The sequence below is a fragment of the Sorangium sp. So ce185 genome (genome assembly GCF_051526825.1).
In the GTDB taxonomy this organism is placed as follows: Bacteria; Myxococcota_A; Polyangia; order Polyangiales; family Polyangiaceae; genus Sorangium; species Sorangium cellulosum_D.
The window spans coordinates 6,557,633-6,584,000 of the sequence record NZ_CP150316.1 but is presented as its reverse complement, the minus strand read 5'-3'; the positions used below and the strand labels follow the sequence as shown (position 1 = coordinate 6,584,000).

At 72.4% G+C, this 26,368-nt stretch carries 18 protein-coding genes; 11 read left to right on the top strand and 7 right to left on the bottom strand.

Annotation, left to right across the window (positions count from 1 at the left end):
- From WMF26_RS24160 to WMF26_RS24150, 3 genes are all read right to left on the bottom strand, one after another.
- Complete coding sequence (locus tag WMF26_RS24160) at window positions 1–1,794, bottom strand: serine/threonine-protein kinase (protein ID WP_438002207.1); 1,794 nt, start codon at window positions 1,792–1,794, stop codon at window positions 1–3.
- 329 nt (window positions 1,795–2,123) lie between these two features.
- Window positions 2,124–2,603, bottom strand: a complete 480-nt coding sequence (locus WMF26_RS24155; protein ID WP_438002206.1) for a hypothetical protein — start codon at window positions 2,601–2,603, stop codon at window positions 2,124–2,126.
- Window positions 2,604–2,937: 334 nt separating this feature from the next.
- Complete coding sequence (locus WMF26_RS24150; protein WP_061626224.1) at window positions 2,938–3,333, bottom strand: VOC family protein; 396 nt, start codon at window positions 3,331–3,333, stop codon at window positions 2,938–2,940.
- 275 nt (window positions 3,334–3,608) lie between these two features.
- Between WMF26_RS24150 and WMF26_RS24145 the strand changes: the two genes are divergently transcribed.
- Window positions 3,609–4,613, top strand: a complete 1,005-nt coding sequence (locus tag WMF26_RS24145) for a hypothetical protein (RefSeq protein WP_438002205.1) — start codon at window positions 3,609–3,611, stop codon at window positions 4,611–4,613.
- Window positions 4,614–4,685: 72 nt separating this feature from the next.
- Here the strand turns inward: WMF26_RS24145 and WMF26_RS24140 are convergent, their stop codons facing one another.
- The 3 genes from WMF26_RS24140 to WMF26_RS24130 are packed head-to-tail and all read right to left on the bottom strand — an operon-like array spanning window position 4,686 to window position 8,380.
- Window positions 4,686–5,660: a formylglycine-generating enzyme family protein gene (locus WMF26_RS24140; protein ID WP_438002204.1), complete on the bottom strand. Its 975-nt coding sequence runs from the start codon at window positions 5,658–5,660 to the stop codon at window positions 4,686–4,688.
- 6 nt (window positions 5,661–5,666) lie between these two features.
- Window positions 5,667–6,257: a hypothetical protein gene (locus WMF26_RS24135; protein ID WP_438002203.1), complete on the bottom strand. Its 591-nt coding sequence runs from the start codon at window positions 6,255–6,257 to the stop codon at window positions 5,667–5,669.
- Window positions 6,254–8,380: a hypothetical protein gene (locus WMF26_RS24130; protein ID WP_438002202.1), complete on the bottom strand. Its 2,127-nt coding sequence runs from the start codon at window positions 8,378–8,380 to the stop codon at window positions 6,254–6,256. Before WMF26_RS24130 ends, WMF26_RS24135 begins: the two co-directional genes overlap by 4 nt.
- A gap of 232 nt (window positions 8,381–8,612) precedes the next feature.
- Between WMF26_RS24130 and WMF26_RS24125 the strand changes: the two genes are divergently transcribed.
- Both WMF26_RS24125 and WMF26_RS24120 read left to right on the top strand, forming a co-directional pair.
- Entirely contained in the window at window positions 8,613–9,479 is an 867-nt protein-coding gene (locus WMF26_RS24125; protein WP_438002201.1) for an alpha/beta fold hydrolase, read from the top strand.
- Window positions 9,480–9,569: 90 nt separating this feature from the next.
- On the top strand, window positions 9,570–10,760 hold the full coding sequence (locus WMF26_RS24120; RefSeq protein ID WP_438002200.1) for a cytochrome P450: 1,191 nt from the start codon (window positions 9,570–9,572) through the stop codon (window positions 10,758–10,760).
- 15 nt (window positions 10,761–10,775) lie between these two features.
- Here the strand turns inward: WMF26_RS24120 and WMF26_RS24115 are convergent, their stop codons facing one another.
- Complete coding sequence (locus WMF26_RS24115; protein WP_438002199.1) at window positions 10,776–11,642, bottom strand: fibrinogen-like YCDxxxxGGGW domain-containing protein; 867 nt, start codon at window positions 11,640–11,642, stop codon at window positions 10,776–10,778.
- 780 nt (window positions 11,643–12,422) lie between these two features.
- Here WMF26_RS24115 and WMF26_RS24110 point away from each other — a divergent pair.
- The 8 genes from WMF26_RS24110 (at window position 12,423) to WMF26_RS24075 (ending at window position 26,320) form a co-directional block, all read left to right on the top strand.
- A complete protein-coding gene (locus WMF26_RS24110; RefSeq protein WP_438002198.1) occupies window positions 12,423–13,742 on the top strand; it encodes a CmpA/NrtA family ABC transporter substrate-binding protein in 1,320 nt (439 codons plus the stop codon).
- 62 nt (window positions 13,743–13,804) lie between these two features.
- A complete protein-coding gene (gene ntrB, locus WMF26_RS24105) occupies window positions 13,805–14,602 on the top strand; it encodes a nitrate ABC transporter permease (protein ID WP_061624617.1) in 798 nt (265 codons plus the stop codon).
- Window positions 14,603–14,607: 5 nt separating this feature from the next.
- Window positions 14,608–15,438: an ABC transporter ATP-binding protein gene (locus tag WMF26_RS24100; protein ID WP_061624619.1), complete on the top strand. Its 831-nt coding sequence runs from the start codon at window positions 14,608–14,610 to the stop codon at window positions 15,436–15,438.
- On the top strand, window positions 15,435–16,316 hold the full coding sequence (locus WMF26_RS24095) for an ABC transporter ATP-binding protein (protein ID WP_438002197.1): 882 nt from the start codon (window positions 15,435–15,437) through the stop codon (window positions 16,314–16,316). Before WMF26_RS24100 ends, WMF26_RS24095 begins: the two co-directional genes overlap by 4 nt.
- 290 nt (window positions 16,317–16,606) lie before the next feature.
- A complete protein-coding gene (locus WMF26_RS24090) occupies window positions 16,607–18,376 on the top strand; it encodes a hypothetical protein (protein WP_438002196.1) in 1,770 nt (589 codons plus the stop codon).
- 56 nt (window positions 18,377–18,432) lie between these two features.
- On the top strand, window positions 18,433–19,671 hold the full coding sequence (locus WMF26_RS24085; RefSeq protein WP_438002195.1) for a vWA domain-containing protein: 1,239 nt from the start codon (window positions 18,433–18,435) through the stop codon (window positions 19,669–19,671).
- Between the two features lie 374 nt (window positions 19,672–20,045).
- On the top strand, window positions 20,046–25,106 hold the full coding sequence (locus tag WMF26_RS24080) for an AAA family ATPase (protein ID WP_438002194.1): 5,061 nt from the start codon (window positions 20,046–20,048) through the stop codon (window positions 25,104–25,106).
- Between the two features lie 173 nt (window positions 25,107–25,279).
- Window positions 25,280–26,320, top strand: coding sequence for a sugar-binding protein (locus WMF26_RS24075; RefSeq protein WP_438002193.1), 1,041 nt, complete (start codon window positions 25,280–25,282; stop codon window positions 26,318–26,320).
- Window positions 26,321–26,368: the final 48 nt, after the last annotated feature.

Sequence of the window (26,368 nt, the reverse complement as noted above, 5' to 3'; positions counted from 1 at the left end):
TCACATGCACTCGGGCTTGAGCCGGCGTATGCCGGCCTTGTCCACGGTGTAGGGCGGAGAGCAGCGCTGGGCGTCGGCGCCGGCCGGACGCGGCGCGGGCGCGGGGGCGCGCGCGCTCGCGGCGGTGCGCGCCGGCTTGCGGGCGGGCGCGGTCGCGGCGGCGCCCGACGCCGGCGGCGTGGTCGCCGCGCTGCCCGGGCTCGGCGCCGACGGCGTGGTCGCCGCGCTGCCCGGGCTCGGCGCCGGCGGCGGGACGGGAGCGGCGGGCGTGGCGCTCGTGACGTCCGCCGGGCCGGGTGCCGGCTGGACCGAGGCCGGTGGCGCGCCCGGCGCTCCGGCGCCGGCGGGCTGCGCCGCGGGCGTGTGGGCCGCGCTCGCTGCGTTCTCCGGCCCGGGCGGGCCGCGGCGCGCCCACTGCACGGCGAGCGCCGCCGCGCTGCCGAGGAGCACCGCGCCGAGCAGCGCGAGGACCGGCCGCGCGCGCCTCGACGTCGCAGCGGGCGGAACGTCGCGCGGCCCGCCGTCTCCCGGGGAGAGCGCCACGGAGAGCCCGCTGGACGTGGCGGACCCCGGCGGGGGCGCTGCCGCGAGGACGACCTCATCGAGGGCGCTCGTCGGGATCGCGGGCGCGGTCTCGGCCAGGCCGCCTGCGCGCGGGCCCGTCGACCGGGGCTCGTCGCGCCCGCTCTGGAGGTCGCGCCCGCTCTGGAGGTCGCGCCCGCGCGCGCTGCCGGGCTCGCGGCCGCTCTGCATGCCGGGCTCGCTCGACCCGCCGCGCGCCCGCGTCCCCGCGCCGGCCGCCGCCGCGCTGCCGGAGGCCGCCGCCGAGGCGCCCTCGATCTCCGCGACGCGGGCCGCCCGCCGCGCGAGCGCGTCGCCGGCGAGCTCTTCCACCCACTCGCCCACCGCGCGCGGCGACGCGAGCGGGACCGCGTCCTCGACGGCGATCGCGAGCTCGCGGGCGGTCGGGTACCGGCCCTCCGCGTTCCGCTCGAGCGCCCGGAGGACGATCGCGTCGAGGGCTGGCGGCACGTGCGCCGCGAGCGAGCTCGGGGGCGGGATCGGCCGCTCGAGCACGGCCCCGAGGATCGCGGCCTCGTCGCCGCCGTCGAACAGCCGCTGGCCCGCGAGCGCCTCCCAGAGGACCACGCCCGCCGCGAACACGTCGGTCCTCCGCGTCACCTCGCCGCAGAGGATCTGCTCGGGTGCCATGTAAGCCAGCTTTCCTTTGATCTGCCCGCCGCGGGTGGTGCTGAGCCGCCCGCGCGCCTTGGCGATGCCGAAGTCGAGCAGCCGCGCCGTCCCGTCGACGCCGACGAGCACGTTCTCGGGCGAGACGTCGCGGTGCACGATGCCGAGCGGCTCGCCGGACTCGCTGCGCGCCTCGTGGGCCGCGTGCAGCCCGTGGAGCGCTCCGCACGCGATGCTCGCGACGACGGGGATCGGCGCCGGCGCGCCGCGGTCGCGCGCCGCCCGGAGCAGGCGCGCCAGCGACTCGCCCCGCACGTAGTCCATGACCAGGAACGCCTCGTCCTCGGCGACGAGGAGGTCGATCGTGGCGACCACGTTGGGGTGCTGGATGCGCGCGACGATGCGGGCCTCGTCGCGCAGGCTCTCGGCGATCTCGGGCGCCGCGGCGAGCTGGGGGTGCAGCCGCTTGATGGCCACGGTGCGCGCGAACCCCGCCTCGCCGACCAGCCGGCCGAGGTGCACGGACGCCATCCCGCCGGACGCAATCGGGCTGTAGAGCAGATACCGCCCGATTTGCCTCGGATGCGACGGCTCCGACCACATGCCCGGGCGATGATACACGAGCGCGCCCGGCGCCGCCGCTCGCGAGGACGGCCTCGCCCGCCGGTGCATCCGCGAGCCTTGCGGAGCCGATCTCCTGGATCGAGCGCTCTCGCCCGCGGCGCTCGCCGCGAGGGTCGAGGGGCCGGGGGAGAAGGGGGCGGTGAGCGCGCCTCCGGAGCCCGCCGAGGCGGGCCCCGGAGGGTGCGCAGGGGGCAGGCGCCTGCGCGCGGCGGAGCGCCGTGACGAACGACACGGCTCGGCCCCGCGGACCCACGGGCGCGAGGAGGCCATGGGCTCGCTCGGCGGCGCCGCGAGCAGGGCGGCTCGGATCAAAAGGGGATGGTGATGTTCTGGTGAAACGTGAGCGTCACGACGCCGATGCCGGGGATGTACCTGGTCATGACCGGGCCCTGGCAGGCCATGTCCCAGGAGGTGTCGAACCTCCAGGGGAAATATCGGATGTGGAGGACGCCTGTCGGCGAGACGTCGATATTGAGCTCATCGGCGCTCTCGGCGTCGAACCGCTGGTCCGGATCGGCGGCGGAGCTGCGATCGGAGAACAGCTGATCCGCGCGGCCGACGAGGGCGCCGCCGTCCGTTCTTTTGAGCCATCCTCTGGAGTGCGTCACCTGCCGGACGCCGTCGCGGTGGATCGTCATGTCGATCTCCCACCCCAGCTGGCCGTAGATCCGAGACACCCTGTCCTGGACGAGAGCGCGGCAGCTCTCGTCGGCGCGCGCGAGCGGCTCGACGGCCGCGGCGCTGGCGAGGAACGTGAACAGGGAGAGCAATGCAGTGCGAACGATCATGGGATCTCCTTTCGTCGGTGGCGTCGCGCGGCGAGGTCGGGGGGCGCATCCGCCCCCGAAGATCTCACGTGCAGGCGGGGAGCCGAGGAGACCCTGGGTCTCTCAGCCCGCCTTCCTGCCTCGTGCTCGGAGCGGACCGCCCGCCCGCGACATCCCCTCTGCGGCGCACGCCAGGCGCTGAGGCCGGCGCTCCTCGCCGCGCGCTCCCTCTACGCGGGAGCGCCGGGCGGGTTTCGCCGATCGAGGTGATGGTGGGGGCTGCCCGGCCGGCGCTGTCGGGCGCCTCGCCCGCGCTCGCCCCGCGGCTCGGCTCCGGTGCGCGCGGGCGGGGACGTCAGCCCTGCAGCGACGTGCTCGGCTCGACGAAGCAGAGGCGGTAGCCGTCCGGGTCGGTGACGACGACCTCCCGGGTATGCCACGGCTGGTCGCGCGGGCCATCGACGGCGGCGCCGGCGGCCGCGGCGCGCGCGGCGATGGTCTCGATGCCGAGGTCGCCGGTCGCGCTGAAGCAGACGATGACGCCGAGGCCGCGCTGGCCGGCCAGCGAGACCCCCGGCGGCGTCGCCACGAGGAAGAGATCGGCATAGCGCGCCCAGCGCAGGTGAACGAACACCGGATCCTGGTGAACGCGGGTGAAGCCGAGGAGCTCGAAGAACGAGGCGGAGCGCTCCGCGTCGGCCACGAGGAGCTTGACGTAGGCGGGCATCACGTAGGGATCGTCGCTGTGCATGGTGGCTGGGCGCGAAGGTGCGCCGCGCCGGGCCGGAACGCAAGCCGCGCGCCTCGGGCGGCGCAGGCGTCCGCGGGTCGCGCCCTCGGCGCCCCCGGGCGCCAGACGGTCGTCTCGGTCCGGGCCGGCGCGCCAGACGCGGCCGAGCATCGGTGTCGATCGAATGTGTGAATGAAATTGTTTGGTCTCCGTAATGCCCCTCGACACCGCTCGTGACGACGCGCGCGATGCCGCAAAGTGTCCGTTGGAGCCCTGGTGTGGTATCGGCGGCAATCATGCATTTCCGGCTTGATCAGCTCGCCAAGAACATCCTCCGGGACTTCTTCGTGCTCGTGGGCGCAGCCGAGACCGAGGTGGAGGTGCCGGCCGGGGACGCCCAGCGGATCGACGTCTGGCACGTGCCCGATCCGGCGCTATTGCGCGCGCACCCCGAGATCGAGCCGGGCCTGCTCCGCTCGATGGCGGCCGAGGCGGGGATGGTGGAGGTGTTCAGCGCCGCGCCGGGCGCGGCCGAGCTCCACGGCTGCATGCGCAAGCGCTACCAGTGGCACCACACGCTCGAGCTGCGAGCGGAGCGCGCGCTCCAGCTGCCGTCGGCGTGGATCGTGAGCGCCGGGCGCCCGGACGGGGTGCTGCGCGACTTCGGTTTCGTGCAGGACGCCTCCGGGCTGGAGGGGCTCTATGCGGGGCCGGCGCCGGGGTGGCGGATCCATGCGGTGGTGATCGCGGAGCTGCCGCGCGTGCGGGGGACGGTGCTGCTGCGCTTGCTCGGCGCGCCCCGGGTGCGCCGAGCGGCGCTGCGGGATCTCGCGGCGCTCCCCGGGGACGCGTGGGAGCGCCGGGTGGCGATGCCGTGGCTCGTTCGGTTAAGCTTCGAGGTGCCGGAGCAGCTCCTTCCAGGGCTGCCCTCCGAGGAGAGGGATTTCGTCATGGAAACCCGGGAATGGTTCGAACAGTTCACCGCGCGGAAGGTCGCGGCGGGGGTGGAAGCGGGGCTGAAGGAGGCGGTGAAGGAGGCGGTGAAGGAGGCGAAGAAGGAGGCGAAGAAGGAGGCGGAGAGGGAGGCGGAGGAGGCGAAGAGGGAGGCGGAGCAGCGCACGCGGCTTCGGTTGACGGCGCGGATGTGCGAGCTCCGGCTCGGCAGGCCGCTCACCGAGGCGGAGATCGCGGCCCTCGGGGAGCGGCTCGCCCGGCTGCAAGAGACCCGGGTGGCGGAGGTGTTGCTCTCGTCCTCGGCGGAAGCGCTGGCGACCTGGCTCGCCGATCCGAACGCGACGTAGCGCAACGGCGCCGGGCGACGGATCCCCCGGACCCGACGGACGCCGGCTGACGCGGCGCGATCTCGATCTACGCTACGGGGCCGCCTGCGCCGCCGGCTCGACGACGCAGCGGATGCCGAGGAACCCGCAGCGGTAGGTCGCCTCGAAGCCGCCGGGCCGCGCCGTCCTGACGAGCGGCGGGATGCCGTCACGCCAGCTGCCGCCGCGGGCGACGCGCATCTTGCCCTTGCCGTCGTTGGCGCTCGTCGTCCACTCGAAGACGTTGCCGGCCAGGTCCTGGATGCCCTGGGGGCTGGCGCCGGCGGGGAAGCTCCCCACGTCGCACGCGGTCTTGCGCACGGTGCCGCCGCCGGACCAGCAGAGCTGATCCTTCGGGGCCTCGCCGCCCCACGGGTACGGCCGCGCCTCCTCGCCGCCGCGGGCCGCCCACTCCCACTCGTCGTCGCGCGGCAGCCGCTTGCCCTGGGCCGCGCAGTAGGCCTCGGCCTGCGCGAAGTCGACGCAGACCATCGGCTGCTTCTCCTTCCCGGCGACGCCGTACGTCGACGCCTCCTTGGCGCAATTCGCCAACGTATCCGTGCACTTACCAGCCTTGACGCACGCGGCGTAGGCCTCGGCGGTCACCTCGGTCCTGTCCATGCAAAGGTCCGCCACGGCGGCCTTCACCTTCAGCGGGCCCATCACGAAGCTGCCGCCTGGGACCCGGGCCATGCCGTCCGGGCATCCGTCCGAGGGGGGCGACGACGGGGCGGAGGCCTGCCCGCTGCCGGCCTGCGCAGCGGCCGTATCGCCGCCGGCCTGCGCGGCGGTCGCGCTGGCGCCGGCCGGCGCCGGGGCCGCGTCGGACCCGGGCTGGGGCGACGCCGGGGCGGTCGCCGCGCCGCCGGAGGCGCTCGCCGGCGCCGCCTGCGCAGCGGGCGAAGGCCCGGCGGGCCCGGCGGGCGGGGGCGAGGCCGGGGAGGCGCCGCACGCGGCGGCGAGGACACCGCACGCGACGGCAGGGAAGAACAGCGCGGAGACGACGAGGGGCGTGCTGTGGGATCGCATGGTGTCTCAGGAGGCGGTCACGGTCGGCGCCGGCTCGTCGTCGAGCCATTGCTCCTGGACGACGATCGCCGGCAACAAGGTGAACGGCCCGTCGTAGCCAGGGCCGAAGGTCAGGATCTGGATCACGCGCCGATCGCCGCGCCGGATCGGGAACATCACCTCGCCGCCGCGGGGGAGCTCGCTGCCGCCGCGGGGCGGATCGATCCAGAAGGCCACGCCCTCGGTCTTCCCGCCGAGCAGCGAGATGGCCGAGACGGTGAGCTCGGGGCAGCGGATGCGCAGCCACTCCCTCGTCCGGTAGGCGCGGCAGCCCGCGGCCGCGGGGCCGGTGCGGGAGAGGCGGACGCGCGGCGCGGCCTTCCACTCGGCGGCCGTGGGCTGCTTCGACGGCTCGGCGGGGAACGGCTCGGCGTCGAGGGGCCGCTCCTCGCCGGCGTCGGTCGCTGCGGCCGAGCGCCCGCCGTCCTGCTGCGCGCTCGCCGGGGCAGCGGCCGAGCGCGCGCCGTCCTGCTGCGCGCCGGAGGTGCCGGCCGCCGCCGCCAGGACGCCGGCCATGCCGGCGGCCATCCAGGCGATCCACGCGAAGCGCAGCCTCATAGCGTCTCCAGGAACGCCACGAGCGCCGCCCGATCCTCGGGCGACAGGTGGCTGGTCTTGCCCATCCAGTCGGCGTTCTGCTCGATCAGCTCCGCCAGCGTGCCGGCCCGCCCGTCATGCAGGTAGGGCGGCCGCCCGCCCACGAAGCGCAGCGACGGCGTCTTGTACTCGGGGCGCGGATCCTCGTCGTACCCCGGCAGCGGCGGCCGCTTCGGCATCGGGTACGCCGTGCGATCGGTGTAATCGCTCGCGGGCACGTGGCAGCGCGAGCACTTCGCCTCGTCGCTGTGGAAGATCTCCCGGCCGCGCTTCGCCCGCTCGTCGGGGGCCCCGTCGCCGCGCGGCGGCGTCACCAGGCCCCGGCGGAGGAACATCGCGAGGTACGTGGCCCTGGCCGCGAGGCCGGCCTGCGTGTGGTCGATCGGCAGCCCGCCCCAGCGGTGCAGCCCCATGCCCGTCTGGAGCCTGCCGACGAGATCCTCGCTCTCGCCGTGCCAGCCGTACGGCCCGGCCGCGCCGACGTTGCCGGCGAGCATCGGGGTGCGCCGCGGAAACCCTTTCCTCTTCGCGACCTCCGGGATGTTCTCCGGCCGGCCGACGAAGTTCGCGTGCTCGCCGTCGGCCGTGCTGAAGGTCGCCTCGCGCCAGACGTACCCGTCGTCGCGCCCGTCGGGGTGGCACCCCGCGCAGCCGAGATTGCCGCTCACCGTGCCGTCGAGCGCGTTGTAGAAGAGCCGGCGCCCCTTCGCGACCTCGGGGCCGAGCGGATCGTCGGCGAGGTGGACGAGCGCCGCCGGCCCCTCCGCCGCCGGCCCCTCCGCCGCCGGCCCCTCCGCCGCCGGATCGCGCAGCCGGAGCGCCGCCACGTCGCCGGTCGAGCGGCAGAACACCCACGCCGTCGCATCGTCCGCGGACAGCGCGAGGCCGGTCGGCGCGCCGCACGTGCCGGCCACGCGGATGTGCGGGTCGTAGCGGCCGCCGACCGGGTAGCTCTTCACGATCGCGAGCGTCGGATCCACGGCGGTCGCGTCCACCTCGAGCACGAGGTCGTCGCCCTCGCCAGCGACGAGCAGCGTGCGCGCGCGCTTGCGGTAGACCGCGGCGCGCGGCTGGGTGACGGGCGTGACGCTCGCGCCCGGCAGCGTGATGACGCTCTCCGGCGTGATCACCTGCTCGGCGAACGCCGACCGGAGCACCGGCAGGTTGCCGTGGTGCGGCGGGGCGAGCGGCTCGTCCCGGCCGGTGATCAGCACGTCCACGGTCGCCGCGCCGAACCACGCGGCGTGGCCCATGGCGCCGAGCGCGTGCCGCGCCGCGAACAGCCGCCGCCCGTCCTCGGAGAGCGCCAGCGCATAGCCCAGCGACGCCGCGAGCCGCTCGCCCGACGGGGCGCGCAGCGGCGACGCTGGCAAGGCGACGCGCCGGACCCTCGGCGCCCCGCCGAGGTCGTCGATCCGCGTGAGATCCGCGCCGACGAGGTGGCTCACGTACGCGGCGCTGCCGTCGGGCAGCACGGCGACGCCCCGCGGCTCGCGCGCCACGTCGACCGTCCACCTCGCCCTCCCGGCCTCGAGGTCCACGGCCGAGACCTTGTGCGTCCACGCCGACGTCACGATCGCGGTCTTCTCGTCCGGCGTGACCGCGATGCCCCACGCGTCGGCGGGCAGCGGCACGCGGCCGACCTCGACGAGACCGGCCGACGCGTCCGGCCTGAAGATGAGCAGGAGCCCCGGGTCGCGGACAGTGGCGAGCACGCGCGCCTCGCGCCCGCCGAGCGCGAGCACCTGCGCGGGCCGCCCCGGCGCGGGCACGCCTGCGCCGGGGCGCGCGGGATCGAGCGGCAGCGGCACGACGCGGACGACGCCGTGATCCTCGTCGGCCACGTAGAGCGCGTCCTCGCGCGCCGCGCGGGCGAGGGCGCCCCCCTCGCGGACCGGCGCGCGCACGGGCGCGGCGCCGGGCGGCGCCGGCGGATCGACCGGCGCGCCCGCGCTGCCGATCGGGGCGCCCGCGCTGCCGGCCGGGGCAGCGCCCGCGTCCGCGGCGGGGGCGGGGCCGCGGGAACAGGCGCTCGCTGCGAGCGCGAGGAGTGCGGCGAGAGAGCGTGTCGCGGGGCGGCGCAAAGGGATCGCCGGATCTTCGCCCGCCCTCGCGTCCCGGGTCAACGGCCCGGCGGCGCGCCGCAGCACACCGGCGCGGGGCCGATGCGCGGCATCGAGCGCGCGCCGCTCCCCCAGGGCGCCGGGGACGCCCCGCCCAGCCCGGACGAGCGACGTGAAGCGATCGAGCGCCGCGGCCGACGATCTCCACGCGGCGTTTGATCCGTGAGCTCGAGCGAGCTATCGCCGCCTGGGTATGGAATCAGCATCTCTGTCGGGACATGGCATCTCGGACGGCGCCGACGCACCTCGGTTCATGGAGGCGAACGGCGCCCGCCTCGCCTATGCAGAGCAGGGGCAGGGTGCTCCGGTGGTGTTCTTGCACGGGGCGGCCTCGGATCATCGGATGTGGGACCGTCACCGCGCCATCGTGGGCCAGCGGTACCGGGCCATCGCTTACAGCCAGCGCTATTTCGGGACCGGCGCGTGGGACCCGAGCTGGCCCCCGTTCGGCGTGCAGACGCACGCGGACGATCTCGTCGCGTTCCTCCGCGGCCTCGACGCGGGGCCCGTCCACCTGGTCGCGTGGTCCTATGCCGGTCACGTGGCCTTGACCGCGGCGCTGAGCCACCCCGAGCTGCTGAGGAGCGCTTTCATCTACGAGCCCGGGGTCCCCTCGTACGTCACCGATCCCGCCGAGCTGCGCGCGCTGGGGGACGACCTGAACGCCATGTTCGGCCCGGTCTTCGGGGCGGTGCAGCGCGGCGACAGCCGAGAGGCCTTGAGGCTCCTGCTCGACGGGTCGGGCCAGCGCCAGGGGTATTTCGACGCGCAGCCCGCGGAGCGACAGGCCGTCAACCTGGACAACGCGCGGACCATGCCGCTCCTCCTCTCGCAGCCGCAGCCGCCAGCCATCACGTGCGGGCAGCTGGCGGGCCTGAAGGTGCCGGTGACCGTCGCCCATGGCGAGCTGTCGCGGCCCACGTTCAGCGTGGTCTCCCGCGCGGCGGCCCGCTGCATCCCCGGGCAGCACCTGGTGGCCCGCGGGGCCACCCACATGTGGCCCGAGGAGGACCCGCCGGCGTTCTGCGCCGCGGTGATGGGCTTCCTCCAGGGCCGCTGATCGGCGCCTTGCGGCGCGCCCTCGCGTCGGGCGACCATGCCCGCTCCATCCCTGACTCCATCCCTGACCCGCCCGGGAGGTCCTCGATCCATGAGCGAACGGCTGAACCTGATGTCCCCCGCGATGCTCGCCGACCCGTACCCCACCTACGCCGAGCTGCGGCGCGACGCCCCCGTGTGCCAGGTCGATCCGGGCGGCTTCTGGGCGGTGACCCGCCACGACGATGTCATCGCCGTCCTCAAGGACACCGCGCTGTTCTCGTCCGAGGGGTTCCGCGCCGCCACAAAGCCTGCGTGGCTCGGGCACAACCCGTTCGGCGACTCGATGCTCGTCCTGGATCCGCCGGCGCACGGCCGCCTGCGGTCGCTCGTGAACCGCGCCTTCACGCCCGCGGCCATGGCCCGCCTGGAGGCGCGCGTGCGCGCGTTCGCCGAGGACATCGCGGCGCGCTTGCCGCTCGGCCAGCCGATCGACTGGGTGGAGTCGCTCGCCATGCCGCTCCCCGCGAGCGTCATCGGCGAGCTCCTCGGCCTCGATCCCTCCCTCCACGCGCGCTTCAAGCGCTGGACCGACGACCTCACCAGCATCAGCCCGGTCACGCCGGACATGACCGCGCGCATGGAGGAGATCCGCACCACCGTGCGCGAGGCGGAGCAGTACCTGACCGAGGTGCTGGCCAGCCGCCGCCGCGCGCCCGCCGACGACATGGTGACGGACCTCCTCCGCGCCCAGGTGGACGGCCAGTCGCTCACCGACGCCGAGCTGATGAGCTTCCTCTTCCTGCTCCTCGTCGGCGGCCTGGAGACCACGGTGCACCTCCTGAACCACAGCGCGCTCCAGCTCATCGCGCACCCGGAGGTGCTCGATCGCCTGCGCGCGGATCCGGCGCTGATCCCGAGGTTCATCGACGAGGTCCTGCGGTACGAGCCGCCGGTGCGATCGGTGTACCGGCTCGTCATGGCCGACACCGAGATCGGCGGCGTGCGCCTCCAGAAGGGCGCGAAGGTGCTCGTGATGATCGGCTCCGCCTGCCGGGACGAGGCGCACTTCCCGGACGCGCACCGCTTCGACATCGACCGGGGCGGGGTCACGCACCTGCCGTTCGGGCACGGCATCCACTTCTGCCTGGGCGCGCCGCTCGCGCGCCTCGAGGCCCGCCTCCTGTTCACGGCGCTCTTGCCGCGCGTCCGCCGCCTCTCACCGGCCGGGCCGCCGGAGTGGCGGCGCGCCCTCTCCATGCGCGGGGTGACGTCGCTGCCCCTCGTGGCGCACCCGGCCTGAGCGCGCCGGGCGCGCTCACCAGCGGGCCCAGCGCGAGATCCGCTTGACCCGCGTGTAGGGGCTGCCGTCGTCCGAGAGCCCGAACGACGTCGCGCTCAGGGTCCTCACGTGCGGCCCCCAGCCCTCGTCCTCGATCGGCGCGTCGTCGTCCGCGCCGAGGTTGTAGACGAAGCAGTGCCCGTAGTGCTGCGTGACCCCCACGTAGGAGCTCGCGCAGTTGCCGTCGCCCTTGGTGTCCGCGTCGAAGTCCGCCGACGACCACCCGGTGGCGAACTGCCACGTAAAGAGCTCTTCCTCCCCGGAGACGCGGATCGGCGTGAGGAGGTGCATGTCCGCGGTATCGATGCCCTCGGCCGTCGCGCGCATGACCTCGGCGACCGTCCCGGCGATGTCCTCGATCTCGTCCCGGTATTCCCGGCCAACGACGTACAGGGAAGGCTGGTAATGGTTGCCGGCGATCGACGGCTCCCCCTTGGCGCTGAGCCGATCGGCATACAGGATCTTCCAGAACGCGATCGTGGCGCCGTCCGCCGCGCCGACGCTGTTGTAAACGAGCGCCCACCGATCGTCGTCGGCCGCCTCACCGCAGTAGGCCTGAAACGGCTCCTGCGGGCCGGAGCCGTCGGGGTCGAGCGTGTAGACGCCGCCCGGCGCGCTGGCCGGGACGGCGCCGCACCGCGCGTAGACGCACCCCTCGCTCACCTCGTCCTCGCACCCCACGGCGGGTCCGCCGCCGGCGCCGGCGCCGCCGCCGGAGCTCTCCCCGCCCGCGCCACCGCCGTCCACCAGGTGAAACGGCTTGTCGAGCCCGGCCACGGCCGTGCATCCGCAGGCCATGAGGCACGCCGCCGCCCACACCCATGTAGCGGACCCGCTCGTCATCTCCGTTCCTCTCCCTACCGCATCATGCCGTCACGCCCTGCATGGCGATGCGCCGCGCGGCGCGGACGCTACCGTCTCACCTTCGGCCTGGCAAGCCGCGCACACGGATCGGCCGGCCGCCCGAGCGCGCGAGCGAGCCCGGTGCAGGGGAGAGGCCCGCGAAGGCCGCCGGCGCCCGCGCCGCGGCGGCCCGCTCGGCCGGCCGGCCCCGGCGCGGCGCCAGCCGGAGCCGCTCGACGCGCCGGCGCCGCGGGACGGAGCGCGGACGCCGCTCGTCCCTCGTCGCTCGGGACGCGGCCATGACCTCTGCAAAGGATCTCGGAAGAGAAGAAGACAAACCGAAAAGGCGCCAAGAGCGCCATAGACGAAGGCGACGCGAAGACAGCAAATCAGTCGTCGACATCGTCGACATCGTCGACCGCCGGCCCAGCGTGGGCGTTCCGTCCTGGCGCCGGCTCGCTGCCGACAGGCGATCGACGCGCACGACTCGAATGCAGAAAAAATATCCCACAGAAACTTGAATGAAACACGCATCCATGCATCGTCCTTAGCGGATCATGGGCCCATGTAGGGTCGAACCCATCCGGGCGCACGCCCGCGGCGAGATCGATCTCACGCCGTCGCTCCGCTGCGGAGCTGGCCTGGCTCACCCTCGGACCAACAGGCGATTTCCACGGGCGGCGCCTCTGGAGCGCAACCGTCCGTTCCACCCCGACCGGCGGGCGCGCGCCGCTCCACGCGCCCGCGGCTCCGCGGTCATTCCCAGCAAAGGACGATCGAATGAAGAGACGAGAACCTTCGCGTGAGGAACCGAGCGGAGCGCCCCTCCGCCGGCGGCGCTTCCTCGGCGGCGCCCTCGGGCTCGGGGGAGCGGCGCTCCTCCCCGCCTGCGGCTCGCGCTCCGACGAGCCGGGGCCGCCGGCCGCGAACGCCGCGCCGCTCGTCGCGACCGCCGACACGCCGGAGGTGTCCGATCTGCGCTTCGGCATCATCGCGCTCACCGACTGCTCGCCGCTCGTGATCGCCCACGAGAAGGGGTTCTTCAAGAGATACGGCATCAACTCGACCATCGTGAAGGGCGCGAGCTGGGCGGCGATCCGCGACTCGCTGTCGAACGGGGACCTCCAGGCGACGCACATGCTCTTCGGCATGCCGCTCGCCTCGACGATGGGGCTCCTCGGGTCGCCGAAGAAGCCCATGATCATCCCGTGGCTGCTCAACCGCAACGGCCAGGCGATCACGATGAAGAGCGACCTCAGGGGCAAGGTGGCCGGGGATCCCAAGGCGCTCCAGCCGTTCGTCGAGGAGGCGAAGGCGAAGGGCGCGCCCATGACCTTCGCCATGACGTTCCCGCCGGGGACGCACGCCATGTGGACCCGCTATTTCCTCGGCGCGGGCGGCGTCCACCCGGACAAGGACGTCGCGCTCGTGACCATCCCGCCCGCGCAGATGGTCGCCAACATGAAGGTGGGGAAGATGGACGGGTTCTGCGTCGGCGAGCCGTGGGGCGCCAGGGCCATCGCCGATCAGATCGGATACACCGCCGTCACCACGCAGGAGCTCTGGAAGGACCACCCCGAGAAGGTGTGCGCGTTCACCGCGGAGTTCGCCGACAAGAACCCGAAGACGGTGAAGGCGGTGCTCAAGGCCCTCCACGAGGCGAGCGCCTGGCTCGACAAGCTCGACAACCGCCCCGAGCAGGCGGACATCGTGTCGAGGCCCACGTACATCAACTGCCCTCCGGAGCTCATCCTCGGCCGGCTGAAGGGGCAGTACGACTACGGCGACGGCCGCAAGAAAGAGGACAAGGATTACATGATCTTCAGCGACCGGGGCTGCAACTACCCGCAGCCGAAGTACGCGCTCTGGTGGCTCAGCCAGTTCCGGCGCTGGGGCATGGTGGAGGGGAGGCCGGACTACGAGGGCGTCGTCAAGCAGGTCATGCGCCCGGACCTCTACGAAGAGGCGATGAAGGAGCTCGGGGTCGCGCACGGCGGCCCCGATGACCGGCCCGAGACGCTGTTCGACGGCGTGACGTTCGATCCCAAGGACCCCGAGAAATACGCGACGTCGTTCCCGGTCAACGCCCTGAAGGGGTGATCCCCGACATCGCCGGGAGCCGACGGGGAGCGCGGCGGAGGGCCACGGCGAAGGAGTGCTGCATGAGCGAGGCGAAAGCGATCTCTCCCAGGATTCGAGTCGACCACATGATCCTGCCCCTCTTCGGGGTGGCGTGCGTGATCGGGCTATGGGCCGCCGCGAGCAGCCTGTGGGCCCAGACGCTGCCCTCTCCGCTCAAGACGTGGGAGGTGAGCAGGCCCTACATCTTCGAGCCGTTCGAGAAGCGGGGAGAGCTCGACCAGGGCATCCTCCGCTTCACGTGGTACTCGCTCCAGCGGGTCGCGAAGGGCTACACGCTGGCGATCCTGCTCGGGACGCCGATCGGCTTCTTCCTCGGCGCCTCGAGGCTGTTCAAGTCGAGCTTCGATCCGATCATCCAGATCCTCCGCCCCGTGTCCCCGCTCGCGTGGCTCCCGCTCGGCCTCGTGCTCTTCCAGAAGCCGGACCCGGCCGGCGTCTTCACCATCGCGATGTGCTCGATGTGGCCGACGGTCCTGAACACCGCGCTCGGGGTGCGGTCGATCCCGCAGGACTACATGAACGTCGCCCGGGTGCTCCGGCTCTCGCGCATGAAGACGCTGCTCAAGGTGCAGCTGCCCGCCGCGCTGCCGTACATGTTCACCGGCTTCCGGCTCAGCCTCGGCATCGCCTGGCTGGTGATCGTGGCCGTGGAGATGCTGACCGGCTCGCCTGGTGTCGGCGGCTTCCTCTGGCAGGAGTACAACAGCCTCATCTACGAGCACATCATCCTCTGCATCATCACCATCGGGGTCGTGGGTTTCCTCCTCGACGCGCTCATGAGCCTCGTCGAGCGCAGGCTCAAGCTGGCGGGAGGGTGACGGCGATGGCGCTCGTCAAGCTGCGCAACGTCGACAAGAGCTATGGCGCCGGGGCCACCCGCACCGAGGTGCTCCGGGACATCGACCTGGAGATCGAGAAGGGCGAGTTCGTCGCCGTCGTCGGCTACTCGGGGGCCGGGAAGACGACCCTCATGTCGCTCATCGCGGGGCTACAGCGGCCGGACGCCGGCGTGGTGACCCTGAACGGTAAGCCGATCGAGGGGCCGGGGCCCGACCGCGGCGTCATCTTCCAGAACTACTCGCTCTTGCCCTGGCTGACGGTCTACGAGAACGTCTATCTCGCCGTGGACCAGATCTTCTCGGCCTGGTCCGCGGAGAAGAAGCGGGAGCACGCCGAGCGCTACATCGCCATGGTGAAGCTCACCCCGGCCCGCGACAAGAAGCCGGCGCAGCTCTCCGGCGGCATGCGCCAGCGCGTCTCGGTGGCGCGCGCGCTCGCCATGGATCCGGAGATCCTCCTGATGGACGAGCCGCTCGGCGCGCTCGACGCGCTCACGCGCGCCACGCTGCAGGACGAGATCGCGCGGATCTGGCGGGCCACCCAGAAGACCGTGCTCCTCATCACCAACGACGTCGACGAGGGCATCCTCCTCGCCGACCGGATCGTCCCGCTCAGCAAGGGCCCGGGCGCCACGCTGGGCCCCAGCGTGATCGTCGATCTCGATCGCCCGCGAGATCGCAAGGCCCTCAACCGCGATCCGCGCTTCAAGGAGATCCGCGGCGCGGTCATCAACTACCTGCTCGGCCCGGGCGCCGGGCCGAGCGCGGGCAAGGGCGTGCCCGGCGCAGCGCGGAGCGCGGAGGCGGTCGCATGAAGAAGTATCTCGAGATCTGGAACGTCACCAAGACCTTTCCCACCCCGAACGGCCCCGCGGTCGTCGTCCGCAACTTCGACCTGAACCTGAGGAAGGGCGAGTTCCTGTCGCTCATCGGCCACTCCGGCTGCGGCAAGTCCACGGTGCTGTCGTTGGTCGCGGGCCTCAGCGAGATCACGAGCGGCGGCATCGTCCTCGCGGGCCGGCAGATCCACGGGCCCGGCCCGGACCGCGGGGTCGTGTTCCAGTCGCCGTGCCTGCTCCACTGGATGACCGCGCTCGAGAACGTCCTGCTCGGCGTGGAGCAGGTCCACCGGCAGAAGAGCAAGAAGGACTGCATCGAGATCGCGACGCACTACCTCGAGCTCGTCGGGCTCGAGGAGTCGATGCACAAGAAGCCGCGCGAGCTGTCCTCCGGGATGCAGCAGCGGGTCGGGCTGGCGCGCGCCTTCGCCCTGTCGCCCAAGATGCTCTTGCTCGACGAGCCCTTTGGCATGCTCGACTCGCTGACCCGGTTCGAGCTCCAGGAGGTGCTCATGAACCTGTGGGCCGATGACCAGAAGACCGCGCTGATGGTCACGCACGACGTGGATGAGGCCCTGTTCCTGTCGGACCGCATCGCGATGATGACGAGCGGCCCGGGGGCGCGGGTGGGCGAGATCCTGGAGGTGCCGTTTCCGCACCCCAGGGACCGCCAGGCGGTGCTCGACGATCCCATGTACTATCCTCTCCGAGAGCGGCTGATCGCGTTCCTGGAGGGACAGGCGCACAAGGACGAGCCCGCCGCGGACAGCGCGCAAGCGCCTGCTCCGGAGGCCGCCGTGAAGACGGGACGGTTCTGGACCGCGCTGTGGAAGGGGAGCAGGTCGTCGGCGTAGCCCCGCGGCGCCATCGCTGCTTCCTCGTGAGCGCGCTCGGCGTCGGACCTCACCGAGGTGCGGTGTGCGGGCGCGCTGACCGTTCAAGGCAGAGCTCGCCCCGTCGCGGAGAGTCGCAGCGCGCGGCTGTGCGCGCTGCGCTCAACGAGGCTCACCACCTCCGACAAAAGTGAAGGAGATGGTCGCCCTAGAGAACAAAAGCCATACGGACAAGCTGCAGTTGCGCGAATGTATCTTTCTCCGATCGCGTCGGCTTCACCCAGCGATCGAGCGGGGGAAAGTGTATGCGCGTGTCTCGAATCTTCGCGGCTGTCGGTATGGTATGGCTCGCCGCCGCGTGCGGCTCGACGGGCGGCACGGGTTCAGGAGGGGGAGGCGGCGTCTCCGCCTCATCGGGGATCTCGACAGGCACCGCTGCCGAGGGCAGCGGGGCCTCCGGCGGGGCCAACGCAAGCAGCGCGGGGGTGGGCGGCGCGGGCGCCGCGACCGGCTCCGGGGAAGGCGGCGCGGGCACCGGCGGCGACGGTGCAGCTGCGGGAACGGGCGGCGCGGCCGCGGGCACCGGCGGCGGCGGCGCGGCCGCGGGCACCGGCGGCGCCGGTGCGGGCGCCGGAGGCGCGGAGACGGGCGGCACGGGCGGCGCGGGCGGGCCCGACACGGGGGTCGAGGTGCCGACCTGCGAACCCTACGGCGCCGCGTGCGCGAGCTCCGGCGACTGCTGCTCCGGCATCTGCGACAGCGCGACGAGCACCTGCGCCTCGCCCCTCAGCGTCTGTCTGGGGCCGGGCGCGGTCTGCGACGAGGCCTCCGACTGCTGCAGCCTCAACTGCACCGCGGGCAGGTGCGGCGCGGCCGCCTGCCTCGTCGACGGGTCCGACTGCACGGAAGGCGGGGCTGCCTGCTGTAGCGGCATGTGCGTCGGCGGGACGTGCAGCGACGCCAACGGCGACGCCGCGTGCCAGACGGGCGGCAACCTGTGCACGGAGGACAGCCAGTGTTGCTCCCGGCTCTGCGGGCGCGACGGTCGATGCGTCCTCAACTCCTCGTTCTGTGTGCAGCGCAACGATGTGTGCACGAGCGACAGCGACTGCTGCACCGGCGTGTGCGTGAAGCGGAGCGCGTCCGACGCCGCAGGCTACTGCGGCGAAGAGCCGGACACGGCCAGCCGCTGCAACAGCGGCGGCATCGACGGCGCCGTCTGCGACGGCTGCGGATTCTGCTGCAGCCGCGTCTGCGCGCCGTACGGCCCGACCGGGATCTCCGTCTGCCAGCCGCCGAGCGGCTGCCGAGTGAACGGCGCCCTGTGCAGGCGCAACGAGGACTGCTGCGGCGGCGATCCCACCGCCGACCTGCCGGGCGCAGGCAACGTGGTCTGCGACACGTCGGGCGACCCGGCCGGGGAGATCGGCCGCTGCCGCAACCCCATGATGTGCACGCCCCAGGGCGGCGTCTGCCACTTCAAGGACAGCTACTGCTCCGATACCTCGACCAGCGCTCCCAACAACTGCTGCAGCTACCTGGGGCGCGCCAGCAACTGCCGCCTCGACGCCCTGGGCGTGCCGCGCTGCAACGCGCTGACGGAGTGCCGCGAGGCCGGCGACGACTGCGCCTCTTCCGACGACTGCTGCGACGGGGCGCCGTGCGTGCCGAACGCCGACGGACGGCTGCAGTGCTATGGCACCCCCGGAGAGCCGACGCCCCGGTGCGTGACCGAGGGTGGACCCTGCACGAACAACGGCGACTGCTGCGTCGGGACGACCTGCGAGCTCGATCCGGGCTCCGGCTCGGGCACGTGCAGGCCCCCGAGCTCGTCGTCGGCCACAGGCGCCGGCGGCGCGGACAGCACGAGCGCGACCGGCGGCGCGGGCGGCGCGGACAGCACGAGCGCGACCGGCGGCGCGGGCGGCGGCAGCACGAGCGCGACCGGCGGAACCGGCGGATCGGGCGGCAGCACGCCGGTTTGCGCGGAGTACGGCCAGCTCTGCGGCGCGACGTCCGAGTGCTGCAACGCCGGGGCGGTGCAGTGTTACAACGGCATCTGCCGCATCCCTCCGGGGTGACGCGGCGTGCGAACCCGCTCACCCGCGTCGATGCACCCGTGTCGAGGAGAATGGATATGACCGGCAAGATACGCGCGATCTGCGCTCGCTCCTTGTTCTTGACGTCCCTCGGGCTCCTCGGCTGGGCGCTCGCGTCGGGCTGCTCTGGATCGACGCGCGGAACCGGGACGAGCGGCGACGCCTCCGGCAGCGGCGGCGAAGGGGGAATCGCCTCGGGCGGCTCCGGCGGGACGGCCGGAGACTCCTCCCTCGGCGGCGGCTTCTTCGGCGCCGGGTCGGGCGGCGGCGGCCCGGGCGGAGGGGACGGCGGCGGAGATTGCGGCGGCCAGCAGGTCGACGCGGCGCCGCGGGAGGTCCACCTCGTGATCGTGCTCGATCGCTCGGAGAGCATGACCAAGGGCTGGGAGGCGAGCGACCGCTGGACGATGGTGAAGGGCGCCCTCGGCACCGCGCTCGACGCGATCCAGGGCAGGATGTCCGTCGGGCTCCAGCTCTTTCCCACCGACGATCACTGCGGCCTGGATCCGGGCACGGATCTGAGCGTCGCGGTGGCTCCGGGCGCGACCTCGGTCCCCGCCATCAAGGCCCGGCTGGAGGCGACCGCGCCCGGCGGCGCGACGCCGACCGCGGACGCCCTCGAGCGCGCCCTGCGGTACCTCACCGAGGGCGCCGGCAGCGCCCTCGAGGGCGACAGGTACGTGCTGCTGGCGACCGACGGCGGCCCCAACTGCAACCAGGATCCGGCGATGACCTGCCCGGCCTCGACCTGCACCACGAACATGGATGGCGACTGTCCGGCGGTCGTCGAGAACTGCTGCTCCGGGGGCGCGGCGGACGCGTGTATGGACGACGCGCGCACCGTGCAGCAGGTGAGCGACCTGCGCGCGGCCGGCATCAAGACGTTCATCGTCGGCATCCCCGGCACGACCGCCTACGCCGATGTGCTGGACGAGCTCGCCGCGGAGGGGGGGACGGCCACGTCGGAGAGCTCGCCCCGCTACTTCGAGGTGGTGGACGCGGCGAGCCTCGGCGAGACGCTGACGAGCATCACCCGCGACCTCGTGAGGAGCTGCGAGCTCGCGCTCGAGACCGAGCCGCCGGACCGCGCGAAGGTCAACGTCATCATCGATGGTGAGGTGCTGCCGAAGGCGGGCGACGACGGCTGGGATTACGACGATTCGACGACCCCACCGACCGTCGTGATCAAGGGCGCGACGTGCGAGCACGTGAAGTCCGCGGGGGTCGAGAGCGTTCGTGTCGAGTTCGGTTGCCCGACCGTCGAGGAGCCGCGCTGACCCCGCGCCGGCGCCGCGCCCTCCCGGCGCGCCGCGCCATCGATCCATGACTATCTCTCAGAGCTCGCCCACAACCCATGGCGCATTGCGCTAACGACGCACCGTGCCCTGCGTCGCCGGCGCAGGCGCCAACCGCACGCGAGGGCAAAATCCGTCCCGGTCGAGTTTTACCAGCACAAAAACTGTAATTGTCGATGGTGAGCGAATTAACCCGCCCGAATTCGCTCAAGATCCGCGGACGAGCGATCTAGACAGAATCCGCCCACAGTGCGATTCTGCTAGGCCACCGTCCGTCCCTTCTGCTCGGCGCAAGCGCTCTGCAGACCGGACGGTCCTACGCCTGGCGAGGTGAGATGCTCTCCGCAACCTGTACCGTGAGCCAGCAGATTTACAGCGACTCGAGCTTCGAGGTGTTCGAAGGCACCTGGGGCGATGAGCGCAAGCCTGCTGTCTTCAAGGTCCTGAAGAGCGAGTTCCCGAGCTCGCGCGAGCTCGCGTCGCTCCGGCACGAGTACAACGTCCTCCGCGAGCTCGACGTCGAGGGCGTCGTCAAGGCGTATGGGCTCGAGAAGCACAAGAACGGCCTCGCCCTCGTGCTCGAGAGGCCGAGCAGGACGACGCTCCACGACGTCCTGCGCGCCGGCCGGCTGGAGCTCAAGCCGGCCCTGACGATCGCCCGCTCGGCGGCCCGGGTCCTCGACGAGATCCACCGCCGCAAGGTGATTCACAAGGACGTCAAGCCGCACAACATCCTGGTCGACCCGGATTCGCTCAAGGTCCACTTCGTCGGCTTCGGCATCGCCACGCTCCTCCCGCAGGAGACGCAGCAGGCGGTGAGCCCCGAGGCGCTCGAGGGGACGCTCGCGTACATGTCGCCCGAGCAGACCGGCCGGATGAACCGCGTGATCGACCGCCGCACCGATCTCTACTCGTTCGGCGTGACCCTCTACCAGATGCTCACCGGCGTCCTGCCGTTCAACGAGAGCGATCCGATGGATCTCATCCACGGGCACATCGCGCGCACGCCCGTGCCCCCGCCCGAGCGGGTCCCGGGCGTGCCCGAGGCGGTGTCCCGGATCGTGATGAAGCTCCTCGCCAAGAACGCGGAGGACCGGTATCAGAGCGCCTTCGGCCTGTTCGCCGACCTCGACGCGTGCCTCCGCCAGCTCTCGACCTCCGGCGCGGTGGCGCCGTTCGCGCTCGGCCAGCGCGACATCCCGGACACGCTGCGCATCCCGCAGAAGCTCTACGGCCGCGCCGAGGAGGAGCGCGCGCTGCTCGCCGCCTTCGAGCGCGCCGCCGGCGGGGAGGGGGAGCTCCTGCTCGTGTCGGGGTACTCGGGCATGGGCAAGTCGGCCCTCGTGAACGAGATCCACAAGGCCATCGCCCAGCGAGGCGGCTATTTCACCGCCGGCAAGTTCGACCCGCTGAACCGCGGCGCGCCGTACACCTCCCTCGCGCGGGCCTTCCGGGAGCTCATCCGGCACATCCTCACCGAGCGGCCGGAGCAGCTCGCGCGCTGGAGCACGGAGCTCGCCCGCGCGCTCGGCACGAGCGGCCAGCTCCTCGTCGACCTCATCCCGGAGCTCGAGTGGATCGTCGGCCCGCAGCCCCCGGTCCAGAAGCTCCCGCCGGCGGAGTCGCAGGGCCGCTTTCACGCGATCTTCAAGGCGTTCGTCCGCGTCTTCGCGACCGCCGAGCACCCCCTCGTGCTCTTCCTCGACGACCTCCAGTGGGCCGACCCCGCGTCGCTGAAGCTGCTGGAGGTCCTGGCCACGGATCCGGAGCGCGGCTACCTGCTCGTGATCGGCGCCTACCGCGACAACGAGGTGTACGCGGCGCACCCGCTGCGGGTCGCGCTCGGCGAGATCGAGAAGGCGGGCGCGCCGCCGCGCGAGCTCAAGCTGCGGCCGCTCGCCCTCGCCGACGTTGTCGAGCTGCTCTCGGACGCGCTCTCGGCGGCGCGCGACGAGGTCGAGCAGCTCGCCCGCGTCGTGTTCGACCGGACCCAGAGCAACCCGTTCTTCGTGCGGCAGTTCCTGGCCTCGCTCCACGCCGAGGGCCTGCTCCGCTTCGAGGCGGGCGCGTGGACGTGGCACATCGAGAGCATCCGGCGCCGCACGGTCACCGATAACGTCGTCGAGTTCATGGCGCGCAAGATCGAGGAGCTCGATCCCGAGCTCGTGCGCGTCCTCCGGCTCGCGGCGTGCATCGGGCACGAGTTCGACCTGCGCACGCTCGCGGTCATCAGCGAGCGGCTGCCGCACGAGACCGTGGCCGCGCTGTGGAAGATCCTGCAAGAGGGCCTGATCGCGCCCGTCGACGCCGATTACCGCCTCGCCCACGCGACCGACGGCGACGCGCGGGCCGGCGTCGACTGGCGCGTCACCTACCGCTTCTTGCACGATCGCGTCCAGCAGGCGGCCTACTCGCTCATCGGCGAGGATCGAAAGAGGGAGGTCCACCTCAGGATCGGGCGGCTCATGCTCGCGAGCATGGAGGGCGCCGCGCGGGAGGAGGCGCTCTTCGACATCGTGAACCATTTCAACATCGCGGCGCCGATCGTCACCTCGCCCGCGGAGCAGGCCACGGCCGCCGAGCTGAACCTCGGCGCCGGCAGGCGGGCCAAGGCGGCCACCGCCTACGAGGCCGCGGCCGGCTATTTCCGCGCGGGCATGGCGTTTCTGCCCCGCGGCGGCTTCGACGACAGCTACGAGCTCGCCCTCGCGCTCCACCGGGAGCGCGCCGAGGTCGAGTCGCTCTGCGGCGCGTTCGACGAGGCCGAGCGGCTGTGCGCCGCGGCGCTCGAGCGCGCCCGGACGGCGATGGACAAGGTCTCGATCCACCTCGTCCAGGCGAATCAATACCTGCTCCAGTGGCGCAACCACGAGGCGACCCTGGTCCAGAAGGCCGGCCTCCGGCTGCTCGGGTGCCCGATCCCCGAGGACCGGGGGGAGGTCGCCGCGCTGCTCGAGCAGGAGCTCGAGGCGGTGCCGGTCCTGCTCGCGGGGCGGAGCATCGAGGAGCTCGCCCACGCCCCGAGGACGACGCGCCCCGAGCTCCCGGTGACGCTGGAGCTCCTCGTCAACCTGTTCTTCGGAGCCTACAACTCGAGCGATCAGACGCTCGCGAACCTCGCCATCGTGAAGATGGTGACGCTCTCGCTGCAGCACGGGAACAGCGACATGTCCGCCTTCGGATACGTCGCGTACGGCATGGTGGTGGGCCCGCTGCTCGGCGAGTACGAGACGGCCTATCGGTTCGGCAGGATGGCCATCGAGCTCGCGGAACAGCTCGACAACCTCGTGCTCCGGGCCAAGACCTACCACATCTTCTCCGCGGACGTGCACAGCTGGACGCAGCCCCTGCGGAGGGCGGATCCTTATTACGACCGCGTCTACGATCTCGGGCTCCAGGCCGGCGACTGGACGGCCATGGGCTACATGATCAGCCAGAGCGGCTCGGACCGGCTCACCTACGGGATGTCCCTCGCGGAGCTCTCCCAGCTCACCGAGGTGCACCTCGCGTTCCTGCGGCGCGCCCGGAGCCACGACATCATCGATATCCTGCTCGCGGGCGTGATCCAGCCCATGAAATGCCTGCAAGGGCTCACCAAGAGCCGGCTCAGCTTCGATGACGGCGCGTTCGACGAGGCGTCCTACACGGCGAAGCACGGCGGCTCTCCCTACCACATGGGGTGGCTGTATTACGCCAAGATCCGGAATGCGTACCTGTTCGGCGACCGGGCGAGCTATCCCGATCTGATGCCGAAGCTCGCCGTGATCGAGGGCGCGCTGCCCACGCACGCGAAGGTGCCCGAGGCGACGTTCTATGCGGGGCTCATGCGGATCGCCGCGCTGGAGGGCGCGGAGGGCGAAGGGCGGCGGGAGCACGAGGAGCAGCTCGGGCGGCTCCTTGGGCGGATGAAGCGCTGGGCGGACGCCGGGCCGGACAACGTACGTCACAAACACCTGCTCTTGCTCGCCGAGCAGGCCCGCGTCGAGGGGCGCCGCGCCGAGGCCATGGACCTCTACGAGCAGGGCATCGAGGCCGCGCGGCAGGCCGACTACATCAACAACCAGGCGCTCGGGAACGAGCTCTACGGCAGGTTCTGGCTCGCCCAGGGCAGGGCCGAGTTCGCCGGCATCTACCTGCGCAGGGCCGTTTACCTGTACGAGCGCTGGGGGGCGAGCGCGAAGGTCCAGGCGCTGCGCGAGGAGCTCGCGCCGGCCGCCTCGTCGGCCGCGGACGGGGCCGTCGCGCTCTCGCCGACGAGCACCGCGCTGCCGGGGCTCGTCGCGGGGGAGAGCTTCGACCTCGCCACGGTGCTGAGGACCGCTCAGGCCATCTCGAGCGAGATCGTGCTGGACAAGGTGCTCGATCAGGTGCTGCGCAGCGTGATCAGGAGCGCCGGGGCGAGCCGTGGGTTCTTGATCCTCTCGCGCGGCGAGGTGCTCACGGTCGAGGCGATGATCTCGCTCGACCCCGACACGGTGAGCCTCGGGCTCGCGATGCCCCTGGAGACGCGCCTCGATCTGGCCCGCGCGGTCGTGCACTACGTGGCGCGCTCGCGCGAGGCGCTCGTGATCGGCCGGGCGGAGGACGACCCGCGCCTCGCCGGCGATCCGCACGTGATCGCGCGCCGGCCGAAATCGATCCTCGGCTTGCCGCTGCTGCACCAGGGCCGGCTGAGCGGCGTCCTGTACCTCGAGAACCACCTCGCCGAGCACGCGTTCACCGCCGACCGCATCGAGCTCTTGCGGCTGCTCTCCTCGCAGGCGGCGGTGGCGGTCGAGAACGCGCTGCTCTACGCGGACCTGGAGGCCGTGAGCGCCGAGCTCCGGGCGGCCAACGAGCGCCTGGAGCGGGAGGTCGAGGAGCGCACCGAAGAGCTCTCGCAGGCGAACGAGCGCCTCTCGGCGCAGAGCGACGAGCTCCGGGACGCCAACCTGCGCCTCCTCCACGAGCTCGGTGAGCGCGAGCGCGCCGAGGAGGCGAGGGCCCAGCTGCAAGAGGAGGTGATCCGGTTCCAGCGGGAGAAGATCTCCGAGCTGTCGACGCCGCTCGTGCCGATCACGAACGACGTCATGGTCATGCCGCTCATCGGCACGCTGGACGAGGAGCGCGCCGCGGACGTGCTTCAGACCCTGCTCGACGGCGCGACGCGGAGCGGCGCCCGCGTGGTCATCATCGATGTCACGGGGATCAAGGGGGTCGATCACCGCGTGGCGAACGCGCTCATCAATGCGGTGAACGCCCTCCGGCTGCTCGGGACGCAGGCCGTGCTGACCGGCATCCGCGGCGAGGTCGCGCAGGCGCTCATCCGGCTCGACATCGACATGTCGCGCCTCGCGATCCGCGGCACCCTGCAGAGCGGCATCGCCTACGCCATCGGCCGATCCGGCGCCCCGAGGGTGTCGCGAACGCGCGCCTAGGGACGGCCCGGAGGTCCGTTCGTCGAATCGTGTAGACACGTCCGGAGCGGATGGCGCATCATGAGGTCGCCAGTCCGCCAGGGGGTGCCTGCTTCATCGTGTGCCGTGCGGCGACACGAGGCGTCGGGATCCGCCGAGTCGGGCGGCTCCGCGCGGGTGGAGGGGTGAGGCGCATGAAAAAGAGCATCGGACGGTTCATCGTCGGGGTCTGCGTGGCGGCGGCGCTCGCGGCCCTGGGCTGCGACAACAGCGGCGCCGGCAGCGCGCCGGGCGCGTCGGGAGAGCGCGCGAAGCCGAAGCTCGCGTACATCACGAACGGGGTCGCCCCGTTCTGGACCATCGCCGAGAAGGGCGTCATCGACGGCGCGAAGGAGTATGACGCCGAGGTGAGCGTCGTGATGCCGAGCGACGTGAACGACCAGATGCAGCGGGTCGAGGACCTCCTGATCCGCGGCGTCGACGGCATCGCGATCAGCCCGATCGACGCGGAGAACCAGGTCCCGCTGCTCAACAAGGCGGCGGCCAAGACCAAGCTCATCACGCAGGACTCGGACGCGCCGAAGAGCGACCGGATCGTGTACATCGGGATCGACAACTACGTCGCTGGCCGGATGGCGGGGCAGCTCGTGAAGGAGGCGATCCCCGGCGGCGGCAAGGTGGCCATCCTCGTCGGCCGGCTCGAGGGCGACAACGCCCGCAAGCGCCGCCAGGGCGTGCTCGACGAGCTGCTCGATCGGAAGGACACGAGCGGCGGGAACGACCCGCTGAACCAGGAGCTGAAGGGCGAGAAGTACACGATCATCGCGACCCTGACGGACCAGATCGACGCCGCCAAGGCGAAGAGCAACGCCGAAGACATGATGTCGGCGCACCCGGACCTCGTGGGCCTCATCGGCCTGAACGCGTACCACACGCCGGCCCTGCTCGAGGCGGTCAAGCAGGCCGGGAAGATGGCCTCGATCCGGGTCGTCGGCTTCGACGAGCAGGACGCGACGCTGCGCGCGATCCAGGACGGCGAGGTGGTCGGCACCGTGGTGCAGAATCCGTACATGTACGGCAAGGAGTCGGTGCGGGTGCTCGCGGCGCTCGTGCGGGGCGACACCTCGGTCGTGCCCCCGGGCGAGTTCATCTCCCTGCCGGCCCGGCAGATCCGCAAGACCAACCTGCCCGAGTTCTGGGCGGATCTGAAGCAGAAGGCGGGAAAGGCCGAGTGAGCCCCGGCGGGCCGCGCGGCGCCGCCGGCCCCGGCGGGCCCGCGCCGC